The organism is Streptomyces prunicolor NBRC 13075 (assembly GCF_000367365.1).
In the GTDB taxonomy this organism is placed as follows: Bacteria; Actinomycetota; Actinomycetes; order Streptomycetales; family Streptomycetaceae; genus Streptomyces; species Streptomyces prunicolor.
Genome location: NZ_BARF01000014.1, coordinates 69,747 through 84,967 on the forward strand (window position 1 = coordinate 69,747; position 15,221 = coordinate 84,967).

The following is a 15,221-nucleotide window of genomic DNA, read 5'->3' on the forward strand; positions in this document are numbered from 1 at the left end:
TCTCCCCTTATATCGCGGCGGCCGGCGCCGAGGCCCGGGGCGTCGTACGGGTCGGTTCGGAGGGACGGAGTCGCGCGGCCAGCGCGCCGGGGACGGAATCGGCCGCGTTCGGGTCGAAAACCCGGCCCTCGCGGAACACCGCGCGCAGCCGCCGCCGGTCGGTGAGCACGCCCAGATCGGCGAGCGGGTCACCGTCCACCAGCAGCAGGTCCGCCCACCTGCCCGGGGCGACCGTCCCCGTCCGGGACCCGAGACCGAGGGCCTCGGCGGCGGCGGAGGTCGACGCGACCAGGACCTCGGCCGGCGTCATCCCGATCTGCTCGTGCAGCAGCACCAGTTCGCGGGCGTGGTTCCCGAAACGCATCGTGTTGGAGGAGTCGCTGCCCGAGATGATCCGCACCCCGGCCCGATAGGCACGGCGGACGGACATCAGCCGGCGCTCGCGGAGCAGCTCCGCCTTGTCCAACTGCTCGGTCACCAGGCCGCGTTGGCGCCCGTGCTCCGTCATGAACTCGCTGATCGAGAGGGTCGGGCAGAGGAACGTGCCCTGTTCCAGCATCAGCTCGACGAGGTCCTCGTCGAGGTCGGAGCCGTGCTCCAGGGTGTCGACCCCGGCGACCAGCGCGGCCGTGATCCCGGCCCGGGTGTGCGCGTGGGCCGCGACCCGCAGGTCCAGGGCGTGCGCCTCGTCGACGATCGCGTCGATCTCGGCGTCCGTGTAGTTGCGCCACGAGGTCTTGTCGCCCACGGAGAGCGTGCCGCCGCTGGTGCAGATCTTGATCAGGTCCACGCCCATCCGGGCGTACTCCCGGACCCGCTTGCGGCACTCGTCGGCGCCGTCGGCCGGCGGCCACATCCGCTTCTCGTCCAGGGTCGCCGGGCAGAACATGTCGCCGTGCCCCGCGGTCATGCCCACGAGACCGGAGGCCACGACCCGCGCCCCGTCGAGGACGTGCTCGTCCATCACGTGCTTGACCGCCACCTCGGGCAGCGAACCGGCCGTGTCCCGGACCGTGGTGAAACCGGACCGCAGCGCCTCACGGGCGTTGGCCGCGGCATGCAGGGTCTGCTCCTCGGTCGACGTCAGCATGTTCCACAGCTGCACGTCCTGCGGGCGGGCGCCCGCGTTGGACCGCAGGTGCACATGGCAGTCGATGAGACCGGGCAGCAGGGTCGTCCCCCGCAGGTCGTACACCGTGTCCGACGGGGTCGTCGCCACGGTGTCCGCGTCACCGACCTCGGTGATCACGGCGCCGTCGATCACCACGGTCGCGTTCGTCCGTGCGGCACCTCCGGTGCCGTCGATCAACGTCATTCCGGCCAGGACTGTTCGCTCCGTCATAGGACCGTGTTCACTCCTCTCCGTGGGAACTGGTAAGCAGGAGTGTGGGCGGGCGAGGATATGCCGGTGTCGCGGTGCAGCTTTCGCTTGGAATTCCCTCGGGGCGCGCAGGATTGCGCCACCCCTGGAAACGCAGATTTGAGCCACTCGCCGGAGATCACAGGGCGCTCACGAACGCCGTGTCGACGCCCACCGGCCCCACGGCACTCGCCCCGCCCGGTGTGCCGAGCGGTGTCGTACGGCCGGACAGGGGCTCCTCGAAGAAGCGGCGGTTGTCGGCGCGGAACTCCGGGTCGGCGAGCCGGTCGACGGTGATCGCCTGCTCGGGGCAGGCCGTCTCGCAGGCGCCGCAGTCGATGCACTCCACGGGGTTGATGTAGAGCTTGCGCTCGCCCTCGTAGATGCAGTCGACCGGGCACTCCTCGATGCAGGACCGGTCCATGATGTCGACGCAGGCCGATCCGATGACGTAGGCCATGTCAGTTCTCCTTCTCGGTGGAATGGCCGGGGAACAGCGCGGCCTCGGGGTCGATGACGGTGGCCGCGTTGTTCACGGCGGTGGCGGCCTCGCCGAAGCCGACGGAGATCAGCCGCACCTTGCCCGGGTAGTCGGTGATGTCCCCGGCGGCGAACACACGGGGCAGATTGGTCGCCATGCGGGTGTCCACGGCGATCCGTCGCGCCTGGAGTTCGAGCCCCCAGGCTTGGAGCGGTCCAAGATCGGCGATGAAGCCGAGCGCGGCGACGACGGTACGGGCGGGCAGCAGCCGGACGGTCTTCTCGACCCGGTGCCGCACCTCGACCTTCTCGACGCCCAACTCGCCGTGCAGCGCGCTCACTTCGGAGTCGGTGATAATCTCGATGCCGAGCGCGCGCACCTTCTCCACGCTCGCCGCGTGCGCCCGGAACCGCGCGTTGCGATGGACGAGGGTGACGGACCGGGCGATCGGGGCGAGCAGCGCCGCCCAGTCGAAGGCACTGTCCCCGCCGCCTACCACGACCACATCGTGATCGGTGTGGGCGGCCGGGTCCGGCACGAAGTACACCTGCCCGCGACCGAGATAGTCCTCGCCCGCCGGCAACGCCCTGGGCGTGAACGTCCCGACACCGCCAGTGATGACAACTGCCCCCGCCCGTACGACGGCTCCCGTGTCGGAACGGACGACGGGACGGCCCTCGCGGTCGTGGGCCAGGTCCGTCGCCCGCTCCCCGAGGAGGTATCGGACGTCGTACGGCGCGGCCTGCGCGACCAGGTCGTCGACGAGGTCGCGGCCCCGCACCGACGGGAAGCCGGCGATGTCGAAGATGGGCTTCTCCGGGTACATCGCGCTGATCTGGCCGCCGCACTGCGGCAGTACGTCCATGACGGTGACGCGCAGTCCGCGGAAGCCGGCGTAGTAGGCGCCATAGAGGCCGGACGGGCCGGCGCCGATGATCAGGATGTCGGTCTCGATCACCGGTGACTGGACCGGCGCATCAATAGGAACGCTCATGGTTCAGGAGCGTAGGAACGGACCGCTCCAGGCCCAATGGGACCGGTCCGGCTGCCGGGACGTGGGTCAGACGAGGGCGATGTGGACCGTTCCCGTCACACACGGAGTGCCGTCGGCCTTGAGGACAGCGACCTCCAGGGACACCCGGGTGCCCTCCACCGTCCGTACGGTCGCGGTCCAGGTGAGGGGTTCACCGGCCACGGCGGTCGTACGGTTGCGCCAACTCACCGTCTCCAGCCGGGAGTTCGGCCCGGCCCACGCCAACGCGTACCGGGTGAGGGTCTCGCCGTGCAGCGTGGACTGTACGACGGCGCCCGGGAAGCCCTCCGAGGCTGCGAACCCGGCGTCGTAGTGGATGCGGTGGGAGTTCCACGACACGGCGCTGAAGCGGAAGAGTTGGACCGTGCTGTGCGTGTACCGCTGCGGTGGGCAGATGTCGCCGGCGACGGGCGGGTTCATGCGGCTCCGGGGGAGTCGAGTGCTTCCATCACGACGATCGTCTCGTCGACGGCGGTCAGTTCGGTGCCGTCCGCCGAGGTGAAGCGGGTGGTGAGGCCGAGCAGGACGAAGGCGCCGGAGCGGCCCTGCTTGCGTTCGGCGGAGGTGACCGCGCGAGAGGCGGTGACCCGGCTGCCCGCGACCGGGGCCCGGAGCAGCCGCACGGTCTGCCCGCCGTGCACCTGGCGGACCGGCAGGCCCATGGTGCACGGCGATTCACGGGTGGCCAGCCCGTCGGGCCTCAACTCCCTTTCGGGAGGCCCGTCTTCCCAGCTCATGGTGGCGGCGAGGAAGAGGGCGGGAGCCTCCACCGGCTCGCCCGTCGCCTCCCGATTCCGAGCCCGGTCGATGTAGTCGGCGTCGTTCAGCGCGGCGGCGTACCGGCAGAAGTCCTTGACGGTGACCGTGCCGCAGTCCTCGTCCTCCCACCGGTCGACGAGACTTCGGGCCCGGGTCAGCACCTCGTCCAGGACGTTCACAGCGCAGACCGCAGTGCCCGGCCGATGCCCAGACCCGCGGTGCGCAGCGCGCTCGCGTGTGCGGCGGCGTCCACGCGGTAGGTCGGGGCGGTGATCGAGAGGGCGCCGGCCAGGGTGTTCTGCCGGCCGAAGACCGGCACGGCCATGCTCATGTAGCCGAGTCTGACCTCCTCCGCCTCGGTCGCGAGGCCCTCCTCCCGGATGCGCTCCACCTGGCCGCGCAGCCGACCGGGAGAGGTGATCGTGTGCCGGGTGAACGGTTTCAGCCCGTTTCTGACCACCTCCCCGAACAGCGTGGCGGGGGAGAAGGCCAGGATCGCCTTGCCGGTGGCCGTGCAGTAGAGGGGGAGCCGCCCCGCGACCCGGGACTCCTCGCTCAGGCCCCGGTGCGGCAGGATCTTCTCCAGATAGACGACATCGAGGCCGTCGTGGATCGCGAAGTGGATGGTCTCCTGCGTGGCCAGCAGCAGATCCTCCATGTACGGCTGCGCGACCTCGCGCAGGATCCGCTGCCGGTGCACTCGCTGGCCGATCTCGAACAGCCGCAGCCCGAGCCGGTAGTCGCACCCCGCCCGCTCCAGCAGCCCCCAGACGACCAGCTCCTGGCAGAGCCGGTGCACGGTGGCCTTCGCGACTCCGGTACGGCGCACGAGATCCGCGAGGGAGAGCGACTCGTCGTCGACGGTGAACGCCTCCAGGATGGGCCGCACCTTGCCGAGGACGGAGTTCATCGAGTCGGGAGACGCGGACGCACCGGTGACGGGAGGCGGGGGAGAGTAGGCCGCGGCGCGGGCGATCGGGACGACGGTCATGGCGGGCACCTCTCGATCAACGGTTACGGCAGGAATGTCACTGTCAGTGCGCGGACGACGACTCGGCGAGGAACGCGAGACTCAGGGGGTTGTACAGGGTGGCCTTCTCATGTTGCGGCCAATGTCCGCATTCTGTGAAGATCTCCAGCCGTGCTCCCGGAATCGCGGCGGCGATCGCCTCGGCCTCCGGTACGTCCCCGAGCGGGTTCTTGTTGCCCCACACCACCAGCGTCGGCGCCTTGATCCGGGCCATGCGGTCGGGGCGGAGCAGATTGCGCTCGCGGGCCTCGACCTCCTGGAGCGCCAGCAGGTTGTGCAGGTTCTCCTGGAAGTCGGGGTGGTGGTAGATCTCGTAGCGCACCTGGGTCAGCTCCTCGCCCAGGTCCTCGTCCCACTCGGCCCACAGCAGCGCCAGCCGGTCGCGGGTGTACGAGATCTCCGGCTCCATGGCGGCGGCGCGCGTCGACGTCTTGAGCCGTTTCATCACCGCCGGGTTGATCTTCGTGCCGCCCATGCAGAGGAGTTGGAGGGAGGAGACCCGGTCCGGGTACTCGCTCGCGGCCCAGGAACCGACCCAGCCGCCCAGCGACTCACCCACCAGGTGCGTGCGTTCGGCGCCCACCGCGTCGAGGTAGGCCATCAAGTGGTCGACGTACGCCGGGATTTCGCCCGGTCGGTCGGGCTTGCCGGTGTAGCCGTGGCCGAGCATGTCGATGGCGTGGCAGCGGTAGCCGGCCTCGGCGTGCGCCGGGATGTTGCGGACGAACGCCTCCAGGTGGCCGGTCGTGCCGTGCAGGAACACGACGTGTTCGCCGTCCTCGGGGCCGGCCTGGAGGGCGCGGGTGGTGACATCGCCGGTCTCGACGTACGCGTGCCGGTAGTCGATGCCCGAGAGTTCGGTCCAGATGCTCATGACTGCCTTACTGCCTTTCGGTGGGGGCCTGTTGGGGGTCGAGGACGGCGACGCCCATTCCGGTGAGCCACTCGGGCATCGGCTCGTAGGCCAGCCGGCGTCCCGGAACGTGGTCGAGCACGGCCGACATGAGCAGCCAAGTGCGCAGCTCCTGCGCGCCGTTGCCCGCGACCTTCTCCAACTCCTCGGTGGTGTACTCGGTGATGCGGTGCGTCTCGCCGCGCTCGACGAGGGACAGGAAGTCGGTGTCAAACTCGGGGTTGAGCGCGGCCTCGGCGGCGCGGATGATCTCGCGGCGCCGGACGTCGTAGTCCTGCCAGTTCTCCCGGCCGTTCAGCCAGGCGCCGACCATGAACTCCTCGTCGTCGCCGTGCGGTTCGCGCCAGTCCGGCCAGGGCAGCCGGTGCGAGAGGCCGCCCGAGCCGACCACCGCGACGCGCCGGTCGCCGGGGAAGGCGAGGACGGCGTCCCGGATCGCGCGGCCCAGCTCCTCGCAGCGCGTGAGCGTGGGCAGCGGAGGGGCGAAGACGTTCACGACGATCGGCACGATCTCCACGTCCAGGCCCTCGAAAAGGTACTGGACGGCGTGCGACTGGCCGTGGTCGATCTGGAGCTTCGCCGAGAACGCCGGGTCGAAACTCCCGCTCTCGACAAGGGAGTTGGCGAGGTGCCGGGCCAGTGGCACGTCCACCGGCTGCGGGCCCTTCGGGGTGCCGGACTCGCCGCTCGCGACGCACTCGCCGACGCCGATCGTGAAGCTCGGGATCAGGTCCAGCCAGAAGCCGCGGAAGTGGTTCGAGCCGATGAGGATCACCGTGTCGGGGCGGGCCGCGAGGAGCGCCTCCCGCGCCTCGGCGAGCGCGTCGCGGAACCGCTCTGCCCGGTCCTTGTGGAAGGTCTCCTCCCAGTGGGTGTTCATCAGCGTGCTGTGCGAGGCGCCCACGCCCAGGACGATCTCGGTCATGCCGTCGTTCCTTCCGAGAGGGATGCCACCTCGGCGCGGGACCGGGTCACGGTGTCGATCGCCGTGCGGATCAGATGGCGCGTGAGCTTCTCCATCGCCTGTACGGAGACGGTGTTCATGCCCCGCGCGAAGTCGATGTCGAACAGCGAGTCCGTGACCTTCGGCATGCCGACCCGCACGGTCGGGATGCCGCGCCCGCGCAGGATGTTGGCGTCGGTGGCCCCGCTGTTGCCCCGGATCACCTCGTGCTCGCGGCCCTCGAACGCGGCCCAACTCGCCGTCGCGCTACGGCAGATCCAGCTGTCGGGGTCGGTCCGCGTGCCAGGGATCGCCAGGACCAGTTCGGCGTCGACATGGATGCCGGGGTTCTTCTCGCGGAGGGTGTCGAGGGCCGCGAGGAACTCCCGCTTGGCCTGCATCGGGGTCGTGCCCGGGGCGATGCGCAGGTCCACCATGAGGGTGCAGGACGCCGGTGTCACCGCCGCCATCCGGGGCCAACCGCCCTGTATCGAGGAGACGATGCCCTGCGGCGCGACCGTGCCGGAGGTGTGCCGGTCGGCGTACTCGACGAACCACTCCTCCAGGTGCCGGGCGACCTCACCGGCGCGGGCGACGGGGTTGTCGTAGGGGAGGCGGTGGCGGGAGCCGACGTAGGTGTGGGTGCCGTGGACCGTCACCTCGAACCAGACCAGGCCGACCTCGTCCCAGGAGACCGTCCAGCCGGGCTTGGCGATGACGGCGTAGTCGGTCCAGATGCCTTGTTCGAGGAGGAACGAACAGCCCGTGCCCTGACCGGTGTTGAGACGTTTCCCGCCGGGGCGGGCGTTCGTGGGCATGCCGCCCGCGCCGAACGCGGCGACCAGGTCGCCGGTGAGCGGGATGCCGGCCAGGGCGATCGCCTCGGCGGCCATCATCACGCAGGCCGCGTGGCCCTTCGGATTGGAGGCGCCGAGGCCGACGACGAAGTCCTCGTGGACGGTGGCCCGCGGACGCATGTCGTCCCGCAACTCCGGCCCGATCCACGGGAGATCCTCGCTCTCCTCGCCCACGGTCAGGGTGTCGATGGGCGCGTAGAGCATGAGGTCGGGGCCGGTGCCGTCGCCGGAGAGCCGGGCCCAGGCGTTGGCCTGCCGGTCGTCCAACGGCTGGACCGTGGCCCGGCAGCCCGCGGCCGTGAGGGTGTCGGCGATGTGCTCGGCGAGGGGCCCCTCGTCACCGGTCGGGGACGGGATGTCGACCAGCCCGGTGATCAGATCGCGCAGCCGGTCGGCGGTGACGTGTCGCCAGGCGTCCGCCACCCAGCCGCTCCGCTGCGCGTCCAACCCCGCCAACTCGTCTGCGCCGCTCATTGGTTGATCCTGTGGACCTGGGTCATGGTCGTGCGCTCGAAGCGCTTCTTGGCGAGCGGGAGCCCGAGGGCGATGCCGGCTCCGATCAGCAGGGTGAGCAGGGTGCGGCCCATGGTCATGCCTTCTTCTCGTCGGAACTGGTGTCGGCGTCGGGGCCGGCGAGTTTCTTGCCGTACTCCTGCTCGCTGAGGTTCCGCCAGGCGGTCAGCGAGATGTCGGGGCGGTAGAGCTTCTCCGGGGGAGCGTCGGTGATGTCGACCATCCACGCGTCCTGGCCGGAGAACTGGCCGTGGAACAACCACCGGATCGCACCGAGGTACTTGGCGTAGAAACGCAGGGTGTCCCAGCCCTCGGTGAAGTTGACCATCACGCCGACATAGCGGTGGTTGTCCCCGTCGACGGGGACGTAGAACTCGTAGTGGATGAAGTTCGGGTACGCGATGCGCAGCACACCCGGCATCGACAGCGACGCGAAGCCGGGGAACTCCTGGGCCTCGATCGTCGGGTTCACCTTGTCGGGCTTGCCCGTGTTGCCGATGTTGAAGGTCTCCTTCGGCGGCTGGGCCTTCCACCAGCGCTTGTTGGTCCAGCGGCCGACGCCGGGGAAGTCCGCCTCCCAGTACACCTCGTCCTGGACGCGATAGATCCAGCGGCCCTTGGGGACGACGCGCGTGATGTTCCAGGTGGGCATCGGCTTGAACAGGCGCCAAAGTGCCGTGCGGTGCAGGTACTTGGCGTGGCCCTCGTCGAAGCCGTTCTCGCAGGCGAAGCGCCAGTTGCCGCCGCGCGGGTCGATCCGGCCGCCCATCACGAAGGCGTTCTCGACGAGTTCCTCGGGCAACTGCGAGTCGATGGAGTGCGGTTCCTCGTCGGCGAGCGGGATGTACACCCACACCATGCCGAGGCGCTCCTCGACCGGATACGTCCGCACCGAGACCTTGCCGGTCAGCCGGCAGCCGGGCCCGTCGGTGATGACCGCGGCGAGCTTGCCGGTCGGCAGGTCGAAGGTCCAGCCGTGGTACGGGCAGCTGATCGTGCCGGGGAACTGCTGGTCGCCCTCGGAGAGCGGGACGCCGCGGTGCGGGCAACGGTTGTGCAGCGCGTACGCGGTGTCGCCGTCCCGGATCAGCGTGATCTTCTCGCCGCAGATCGTGAACGGGAGCGGATCGGCGGTGATCTGGCTCGACCAGGTGACCGGGTACCAGTAGCCGCGGAAGCCCGAGCCCGCCGCGTCGTAGTGGGGCCACGACTTCCAGTCCTGGCGGCCGGGCTCACCTGTGGGTCTGCGGCGGCCCCGGCTCCGGACCGTGGGCTGTGCGTCGGGAGAGTCCTCGACCGTCATCGTGCGCGTCCTCCTGCTGCCGGGATGCCTGTCCGGCGAGCATGCGACGGACCGCCGGATCCGCCCAAGAGACCCGTCCCGCTGAGCAGACCGAGCCCCGAGGTTGCGGCGGAAATGTGACACTCCCACCCCCATCTGTCACATTTCGGCGCGAAGGGGGTCGGGACCGGGGCTCACCTGCGCGTCCCGTTCAGCGGACCCTCGTCGATGCGTGGAGGCCGCGCGCCGTTCTACGGTGCGCCAATTCCCGTGCCGCCCCCCACCGACCAGCCGAAGCCGGCGGTCTCCCATCGACCTCTGAGGTACTCATGGAGACACGGTCCACGACAAGCCACCCCTTCGCACGCCCGGCCGCCCTCGCCGTCGCACTCCTCACGCTCACCGCGTGCGGCGCTGGCACCACCGACTCGGCCGCGGGCTCCGGCTCCGGCAAGAACGCCGCGGGCCCCACGATCCGCATCGGCGTCGGCATCGACGCCTCGTACGCGCCCTTCTTCGTCGCCGACGCGAAAGGCCTTTGGGCCAAGCACGGGGTGAACGTCCAGCTCGTCCAGTTCGGGCAGGGCAGCGAAGGCGTCAACAACCTCGTCGCGGGTCAGGTCCAGATGTCCGGCAACTCGGACACCACCACGATCAGCATGCTGCCCCAAGACCCCGACCTGCGCTCCCTGTTGGTCTACGAGCAGTCCGGCAAGTACCTCAAGGTCGTCGTCGGCCCGAAGGTCAAGTCCCCTGCGCAGATACGCAAGATGGCCGTGGCCCCCGGGCTGTCCGAGCTCGCGGCCACCCGGTTCCTGGAGTCGAAGAACATCGATCCGAAGTCGGTCAAGTTCATCACCGCGGACCCGCCCGAGATCCCGGCCCTGATGCAGAAGGGCGACGTCGACGCGTACGTCCTGTGGGAGCCCTGGCCAACCAAGGGCGTCGCGCAGGGCGGCCGGATCCTGGAGAACACCGGTGCCTACGGCCTGAGTTACTCCCAGTGGCTGCTCACCAGCGGGGCCTGGCTGAAGGCCAACTCCGAGACCGCCACCAAGGTCGCCCAGGCCCTTCAGGAGGCGGCCCGGCTGACCGAGAGCGACCCGAACGCGGCGGCCCAGGCGACCGAGAAGGCCGTGAAGGTGCCGGCCGCCCAGACCCTCACCGCCATCAAGGAGATCGACTTCGGGACCCGTGACTTCACCGCCGCGGATCTCAAGGGGTATGCGAACACGGCCAAGTTCTTCGTGGACAGCGGCAAGATCAAGGGGCAGCCGGATGTCACGACGGCCGTCCAACGCGGTTGGTTCACCCAGCACTTGAAGGGATCGTCATGACGGAGGTCGTGGACACCGCCCTGCCGAAGGTCCGCGGCGCCGCCCTGTGCGCGGACGGCGTCGGCATCCGTTTCGACTCCTTCCAGGCCGTCCAGAACATCTCCCTCGACATAGCCGCCGGCGAGTTCCTGTGCCTGCTCGGCCCGAGCGGCTGCGGCAAGTCCACGCTGCTGTCGGCCATGGCCGGCTTCGTGACCGTGGACGAGGGCAGCCTCAGCGTCGGCGGGGCCCGGATCACCGGCCCCGACCCGGAGTTGGGCATGGTCTTCCAGAGCAGCGAGGCGCTGTTCGACTGGATGACGGTCCGTCAGAATGTCGCCTTCGGCCCCCGCATGCGTGGCGCCTCACGCGCCGAACAGACGAAGCTGGCCGACGAATACCTCGGCCTGGTGGGGCTACGGCACTGCGCGGACCGCTTCCCGGGCCAGCTCAGCGGCGGCATGCGCCAACGCGTCCAGATCGCCCGGGTGTTGGCCAACGAACCCGGCGTCGTCCTGATGGACGAACCCTTCGGCGCGCTCGACGCGCAGACCCGGCAGGTGATGCAGGAGGAGACCGACCGCATCTGGCGCGCCTCCGGCTGCACCGTCGTCTTCGTCACCCACGACATCGACGAGGCGATCCTGCTGGCCGACCGCATCGCCGTCATGACCGCGGGCCCGGCGGCCTCGGTGAAGTCTGTCTACCCCGTCGACCTCCCCAGGCCGCGCGACGAGGACGACCCGGCCGCCGTCGAACTGCGCCGCCAACTCCGGGCGGACATCGGCGAAGAGGTCCGCAAGGCGCTGCGCGACCAGGGACTCGACGACGCGTCGCGCGATGCAGAGGAGGACGACCGATGACCGTCGCGACGGCTGCGGCCACCGGCAGCGCGGAAGCGAGGAAACGCCCGGCCTGGGCGACCGCAAGCCGCCTGCGCGCACTCGGCATGTACACCCTGTCCGTCCTCGTCGGCCTCGCCGTCTGGCAATTGCTGGCGATGGCGTACGGCTCCTCGCTGGTCGCCTCCCCGAGCGAAACCCTCAACGCGGCACGGCAGTTGGCGTCGGACGGCACGCTCACCAACTCGGTCGTCGCCTCCAGCCGCCGCATCCTGATCGGCTGGGGACTCGGCGTACTCGTGGGCGCACCGGTGGGACTGCTGGTCGGACAGGTCCCGGTGATCCGCCAACTCCTGGAGCCCTACATCGAGTTCTTCCGGTTCATCCCACCGGTGGCCTTCGTGACCTTGGCTGTGGTGTGGCTGGGCATCGGCGAGTCGTCGAAAGTCGTCCTGATCTTCTACACGGCCGTCTTCATCGTCACGGTCAACACCAGCGCCGGTGTCATGGCGGTGAGCGAGTCCAAGCTGCGCGCGGCCCGGAACCTGGGCGCGAACCGCCGCCAGATCCTGCGCAGCATCGTGCTGCCCTCGACCGTGCCGCACATCGTCACCGGCGCCCGCCTCGCCATGGGCAACAGCTTCCTGACCATCGTCTCCGCCGAGATCGTCGCCTCCCAGGTCGGACTCGGCTCGTTGATCTGGACCTCCCGCAACTACGGGCGGATCGACTGGGTGTTCGTCGGGATCATCACCCTGGGAATCCTCGGGTTCGTCTTCGACCGCGTCCTGCGGATCGTCGCGTCCCGTGTTCTGCGTCGATACGGAGTGAAGTTGTGACGACCGCCAAGTCCCGCGCCCTGGTCCTGGAGAGCTTCGGCTCGCTGCCCCGCCTGGTGGAGCGCCCGGTGCCGGAGCCCCGCCCCGGCCACACCCTCGTACGGATGAGGGCGGCCCAGGTGGGACACCTCGATCTGAACGTCGTGGACGGCAAGTTCGGCATCCTCCCCGACCTGCCCGCCGTACTGGGCACCACGGGCTGCGGAGTCGTCCTCGCCTCGGACACCCACCCCGAGGGGGCTCTGGTCCGCCTAGGCGGCAAGGCCATCGGCCTGCGCCGCGACGGCTGTTGGGCGGAACACGCGCTGGTGCCGGACGCCGCCGTGGAGATCGTGGAAGAGGGCACGGACCCTGCCCTGGCGTGCAGTTGGTTCTCACCGGTGGGTACGGCCTGGGCGGCGGTGCACACGGTGGCGGACGTCCGGCCGGGGGAGCGGGTGCTCGTGACCGGCGCGGCGGGGGCGGTGGGCGCGATGACGGTTCAGGTCGCCGCGCGGGCCGGGGCCGAAGTGGTCGGAGTGGTCGGACGCCCGGCCAAGCTCGCCCATGTTCCGGCTCCCGCGAAGCCCGTCCTCGCCTCCGAGCTGTCCCCTGAGTCGGTCGGCGGCCCGGTCGACGTGGTCATCGACACGGTCGGCGGCCCGGTCCTGCGCGACGCGCTCCCGCTCGTCCGCCCGCGCGGCCGGGTCGCGCTCGTCGGCTACACCGCCGGACGCGAGTTCACTGTCGACCTCGCGGACTTCCTGCTCGCCGACGTGCCCCTGCTGCCGGTGAACCTGATGACGCGCGGCAAGGAGGTCGCGGCGGACGTGCAGGGGCTGCTGGCGGAACTGCGGACCGGGGTGCTGACCCTGGAGATGGAGCGGCACGGCATCGAGGAGTTCGCCGAAGCGGCCGAGCGGCTGCGGACGGGCGAGGCGATCGGCAAGGTGGTGCTGGACCTGGACCTGGACCTGGGCTGAAGGGCGGCCGGCTGCCGTCAGTGTCGCGTTGCGGCGTCAGACGGCCTTGACGACGGTGCCGGTGCCTTCGAGCGCGGTGATCTCGTCGGCGGGCGCCGTGGTGTCGGTGACCAGGGTGTGCAGGAGTGTGGTGGGGCCGACGTAGGCGTACGCGGTGTGGCCGAGCTTGCTGCCGTCGGCGGCGACGACGATGCGGCGCGCGGTGGCGATGGCGGCCTTCTTCACGGCCGCGTCGTCGAGGTCGTAGGCGGTCAGGCCCTCGGCCGCGCTCAGACCGCAGCAGCCCATGACGGCGGTGTCGAAGCGGAGCGCCGCCAGGGACGCGAGGGTGAGCGGGCCCGTGAGGGCGCCCTCGGCGGCCCGGGGCTGCCCGCCGGGCACCATCAGCGTGACCGGGCCCGGACCCTCGCCGAACACCTGGATCGCCTGCAAGGACAGGGGCATCACCGTGACCCGCCGTCGGCGCAGCAGGTGGGCGACCTCCAGGCAGGTGGTGCCGCTGTCCAGGAGGACGGTCTCGCCGTCGGCGATGAGTGAGCACACCTCGGCCGCGATACGGCGCTTGGCGTCCACGGCCTCGTGCGCACGCAGCGCGAAGGGCGGCTCCTCGCCCCGGAGCAGCAGGGTCCGCGCCCCGCCACGGACGCGCTCCAGAACGCCCTGCGCGGACAGGGCGTCGAGGTCGCGGCGGATGGTCATCTCGGAGGCGCCGGTCAGTTCGACGAGTTCCTGAACCGTGATCCTGCCGGTCTCCCTGACGGCCTGCGCGATCGTCCCGTGCCGGTCTGCGTTGCTCATACCGCGATTGAACACCTCTCGAAACGAACATGCAATGTGTGCGAAGCGACAGTATTCAATCACGCCTGGTGTTCGTTACGGTTGCTGTCATGAGCCATTCGCTTCGATCCGCCCGAGTGGCGACCTTTGTCTACTTCAGCCTGTGCGGCACCCTGATGGGCACCTGGGTGGTGAACATCCCCGCCATCGAGGAGCGGGTGGGCGTCAGCCACGCGACGCTCGGGGGACTGCTGGTGCTGCTGGGGCTGGGGGCCTTCATCGGCATGCAGGTGGCCGGGAGCCTGACCGACAAGCTCGGGGCGCGCATCGTCGTCCCCGCCACCGCCGTGCTGTGCAGCGCGGCCCTGGTGCTGCCGGGCCTGCCCCGGGAACCGTGGACGCTGGCAGGTGCCCTGCTGGTCTTCGGGTTCTGCAACGGCTGCCTGGACGTGAGCATGAACGCCCACGCCGTGCACGTGGAGAAGGCGTACGGCAGGCCTGTCATGTCGGCCTTCCACGCCACGTTCTCGGTCGGCGGCGTCCTCGCCGCGGTGGTCGGAGCGGCCACGGCGAGCGCGGGCCTGAGCCCGGCCGCGGGCATGGCCGCCATGGGAGCCCTCGGCATCGTGACCGCCCTGGTGACCGCACGCGCCCTGCTGCCGACCACGCTCACCGCCCCCGCGGGGCAGGTCGAGCACACGCCGGCCGCCGGGCCCCGCCGCACCGGGAGGCGTATCTGGATCCTCGCCGCCCTGGCCCTGATGGTCATGCTGTGCGAGGGCGCCGCCAACGACTGGAGCGCCCTGCACCTCAAGGACGTCCTCGGCGCACCCGCGAGCACCGCCGCCTTCGCGTACGGCACCTTCGCGGCGACCATGACCATCGGCCGACTGCTCGCCGACCGCCTCGTCGCCCGCTTCGGGTCCATGGCGATCCTGAGGTACGGCGCGACGACGGCCGCCGTCGGCATCACGATCGTGACCGTCTCGCCCTGGATATGGGCGGCGTTCGCGGGATGGGCACTGTTCGGTCTGGGGCTGTCCGGCTGTGTCCCGCAGCTGTTCAGCGCGGCCGGACACGCCGACCCCTCCGCCGCCGGGGCCAATGTCTCCCGGGTCGCCGGACTCGGCTACGTCGGCATGCTCGCCGGCCCCGCCGCCATCGGCTGGCTGACCCACCTCGTCGCCCTGAACCACGCCTTCGTCCTGCTGATCCTGCTGTGCGCGATCACCGCCGTGGCCGCCGGAGTCCTGCGCACCGACTCCGACCGCTCGCGCGAGCTGGCGGCAAGCGGCACCTGACCGCCTGTGCGGC

General features: G+C 70.4%; 17 protein-coding genes. 5 read left to right on the forward strand and 12 right to left on the reverse strand.

Annotated features, from left to right (window positions below; all coding sequences use genetic code 11):
* Positions 1 to 7: 7 nt before the first annotated feature.
* From SPR02S_RS06105 to SPR02S_RS06155, 11 genes are all read right to left on the reverse strand, one after another.
* Entirely contained in the window at positions 8 to 1,342 is a 1,335-nt protein-coding gene (locus SPR02S_RS06105; protein WP_245607505.1) for a metal-dependent hydrolase family protein, read from the reverse strand.
* A gap of 157 nt (positions 1,343 to 1,499) precedes the next feature.
* Positions 1,500 to 1,820: a ferredoxin gene (fdxA, locus tag SPR02S_RS06110; protein ID WP_019056050.1), complete on the reverse strand. Its 321-nt coding sequence runs from the start codon at positions 1,818 to 1,820 to the stop codon at positions 1,500 to 1,502.
* Between the two features lies 1 nt (position 1,821).
* A complete protein-coding gene (locus SPR02S_RS06115; protein WP_026150273.1) occupies positions 1,822 to 2,835 on the reverse strand; it encodes an NAD(P)/FAD-dependent oxidoreductase in 1,014 nt (337 codons plus the stop codon).
* A 66-nt stretch (positions 2,836 to 2,901) separates the two neighbouring features.
* The gene (locus tag SPR02S_RS06120; protein ID WP_019056052.1) at positions 2,902 to 3,294 is read right to left on the reverse strand and encodes a hotdog family protein; all 393 of its coding nucleotides are present in this window, start codon (positions 3,292 to 3,294) and stop codon (positions 2,902 to 2,904) included.
* On the reverse strand, positions 3,291 to 3,812 hold the full coding sequence (locus SPR02S_RS06125) for an FAS1-like dehydratase domain-containing protein (RefSeq protein WP_019056053.1): 522 nt from the start codon (positions 3,810 to 3,812) through the stop codon (positions 3,291 to 3,293). The genes SPR02S_RS06120 and SPR02S_RS06125 overlap by 4 nt, the downstream gene beginning before the upstream one ends.
* Positions 3,809 to 4,624 (reverse strand): IclR family transcriptional regulator, encoded by an 816-nt coding sequence (locus tag SPR02S_RS06130; RefSeq protein ID WP_019056054.1) that lies wholly within the window; start codon positions 4,622 to 4,624, stop codon positions 3,809 to 3,811. The genes SPR02S_RS06125 and SPR02S_RS06130 overlap by 4 nt, the downstream gene beginning before the upstream one ends.
* Positions 4,625 to 4,667: 43 nt before the next feature.
* Complete coding sequence (locus SPR02S_RS06135) at positions 4,668 to 5,537, reverse strand: alpha/beta fold hydrolase (RefSeq protein ID WP_019056055.1); 870 nt, start codon at positions 5,535 to 5,537, stop codon at positions 4,668 to 4,670.
* Between the two features lie 7 nt (positions 5,538 to 5,544).
* The gene (locus SPR02S_RS06140; RefSeq protein WP_019056056.1) at positions 5,545 to 6,501 is read right to left on the reverse strand and encodes a DODA-type extradiol aromatic ring-opening family dioxygenase; all 957 of its coding nucleotides are present in this window, start codon (positions 6,499 to 6,501) and stop codon (positions 5,545 to 5,547) included.
* Positions 6,498 to 7,850: a M20 family metallopeptidase gene (locus SPR02S_RS06145; protein ID WP_019056057.1), complete on the reverse strand. Its 1,353-nt coding sequence runs from the start codon at positions 7,848 to 7,850 to the stop codon at positions 6,498 to 6,500. The genes SPR02S_RS06140 and SPR02S_RS06145 overlap by 4 nt, the downstream gene beginning before the upstream one ends.
* A complete protein-coding gene (locus SPR02S_RS65665) occupies positions 7,847 to 7,969 on the reverse strand; it encodes a hypothetical protein (protein ID WP_019056058.1) in 123 nt (40 codons plus the stop codon). The genes SPR02S_RS06145 and SPR02S_RS65665 overlap by 4 nt, the downstream gene beginning before the upstream one ends.
* Positions 7,966 to 9,192: a Rieske 2Fe-2S domain-containing protein gene (locus SPR02S_RS06155; protein ID WP_019056059.1), complete on the reverse strand. Its 1,227-nt coding sequence runs from the start codon at positions 9,190 to 9,192 to the stop codon at positions 7,966 to 7,968. Before SPR02S_RS06155 ends, SPR02S_RS65665 begins: the two co-directional genes overlap by 4 nt.
* Before the next feature lie 308 nt (positions 9,193 to 9,500).
* Here SPR02S_RS06155 and SPR02S_RS06160 point away from each other — a divergent pair, with 308 nt between their 5' ends.
* From SPR02S_RS06160 to SPR02S_RS06175, 4 genes are read left to right on the forward strand one after another with little or no spacing between them, the layout of a single operon-like run.
* Positions 9,501 to 10,508: an ABC transporter substrate-binding protein gene (locus SPR02S_RS06160; protein ID WP_019056060.1), complete on the forward strand. Its 1,008-nt coding sequence runs from the start codon at positions 9,501 to 9,503 to the stop codon at positions 10,506 to 10,508.
* Positions 10,505 to 11,350, forward strand: a complete 846-nt coding sequence (locus SPR02S_RS06165; RefSeq protein ID WP_019056061.1) for an ABC transporter ATP-binding protein — start codon at positions 10,505 to 10,507, stop codon at positions 11,348 to 11,350. The genes SPR02S_RS06160 and SPR02S_RS06165 overlap by 4 nt, the downstream gene beginning before the upstream one ends.
* Complete coding sequence (locus SPR02S_RS06170) at positions 11,347 to 12,168, forward strand: ABC transporter permease (protein ID WP_019056062.1); 822 nt, start codon at positions 11,347 to 11,349, stop codon at positions 12,166 to 12,168. Before SPR02S_RS06165 ends, SPR02S_RS06170 begins: the two co-directional genes overlap by 4 nt.
* A complete protein-coding gene (locus tag SPR02S_RS06175; protein ID WP_019056063.1) occupies positions 12,165 to 13,130 on the forward strand; it encodes a quinone oxidoreductase family protein in 966 nt (321 codons plus the stop codon). The genes SPR02S_RS06170 and SPR02S_RS06175 overlap by 4 nt, the downstream gene beginning before the upstream one ends.
* A gap of 36 nt (positions 13,131 to 13,166) precedes the next feature.
* Here the strand turns inward: SPR02S_RS06175 and SPR02S_RS06180 are convergent, their stop codons facing one another.
* Entirely contained in the window at positions 13,167 to 13,928 is a 762-nt protein-coding gene (locus tag SPR02S_RS06180) for a DeoR/GlpR family DNA-binding transcription regulator (protein ID WP_019056064.1), read from the reverse strand.
* 89 nt (positions 13,929 to 14,017) lie between these two features.
* On the opposite strand from SPR02S_RS06180, the gene SPR02S_RS06185 reads away from it, so the two are divergent.
* Entirely contained in the window at positions 14,018 to 15,208 is a 1,191-nt protein-coding gene (locus SPR02S_RS06185) for an MFS transporter (protein ID WP_043258105.1), read from the forward strand.
* Positions 15,209 to 15,221 lie beyond the last annotated feature (13 nt).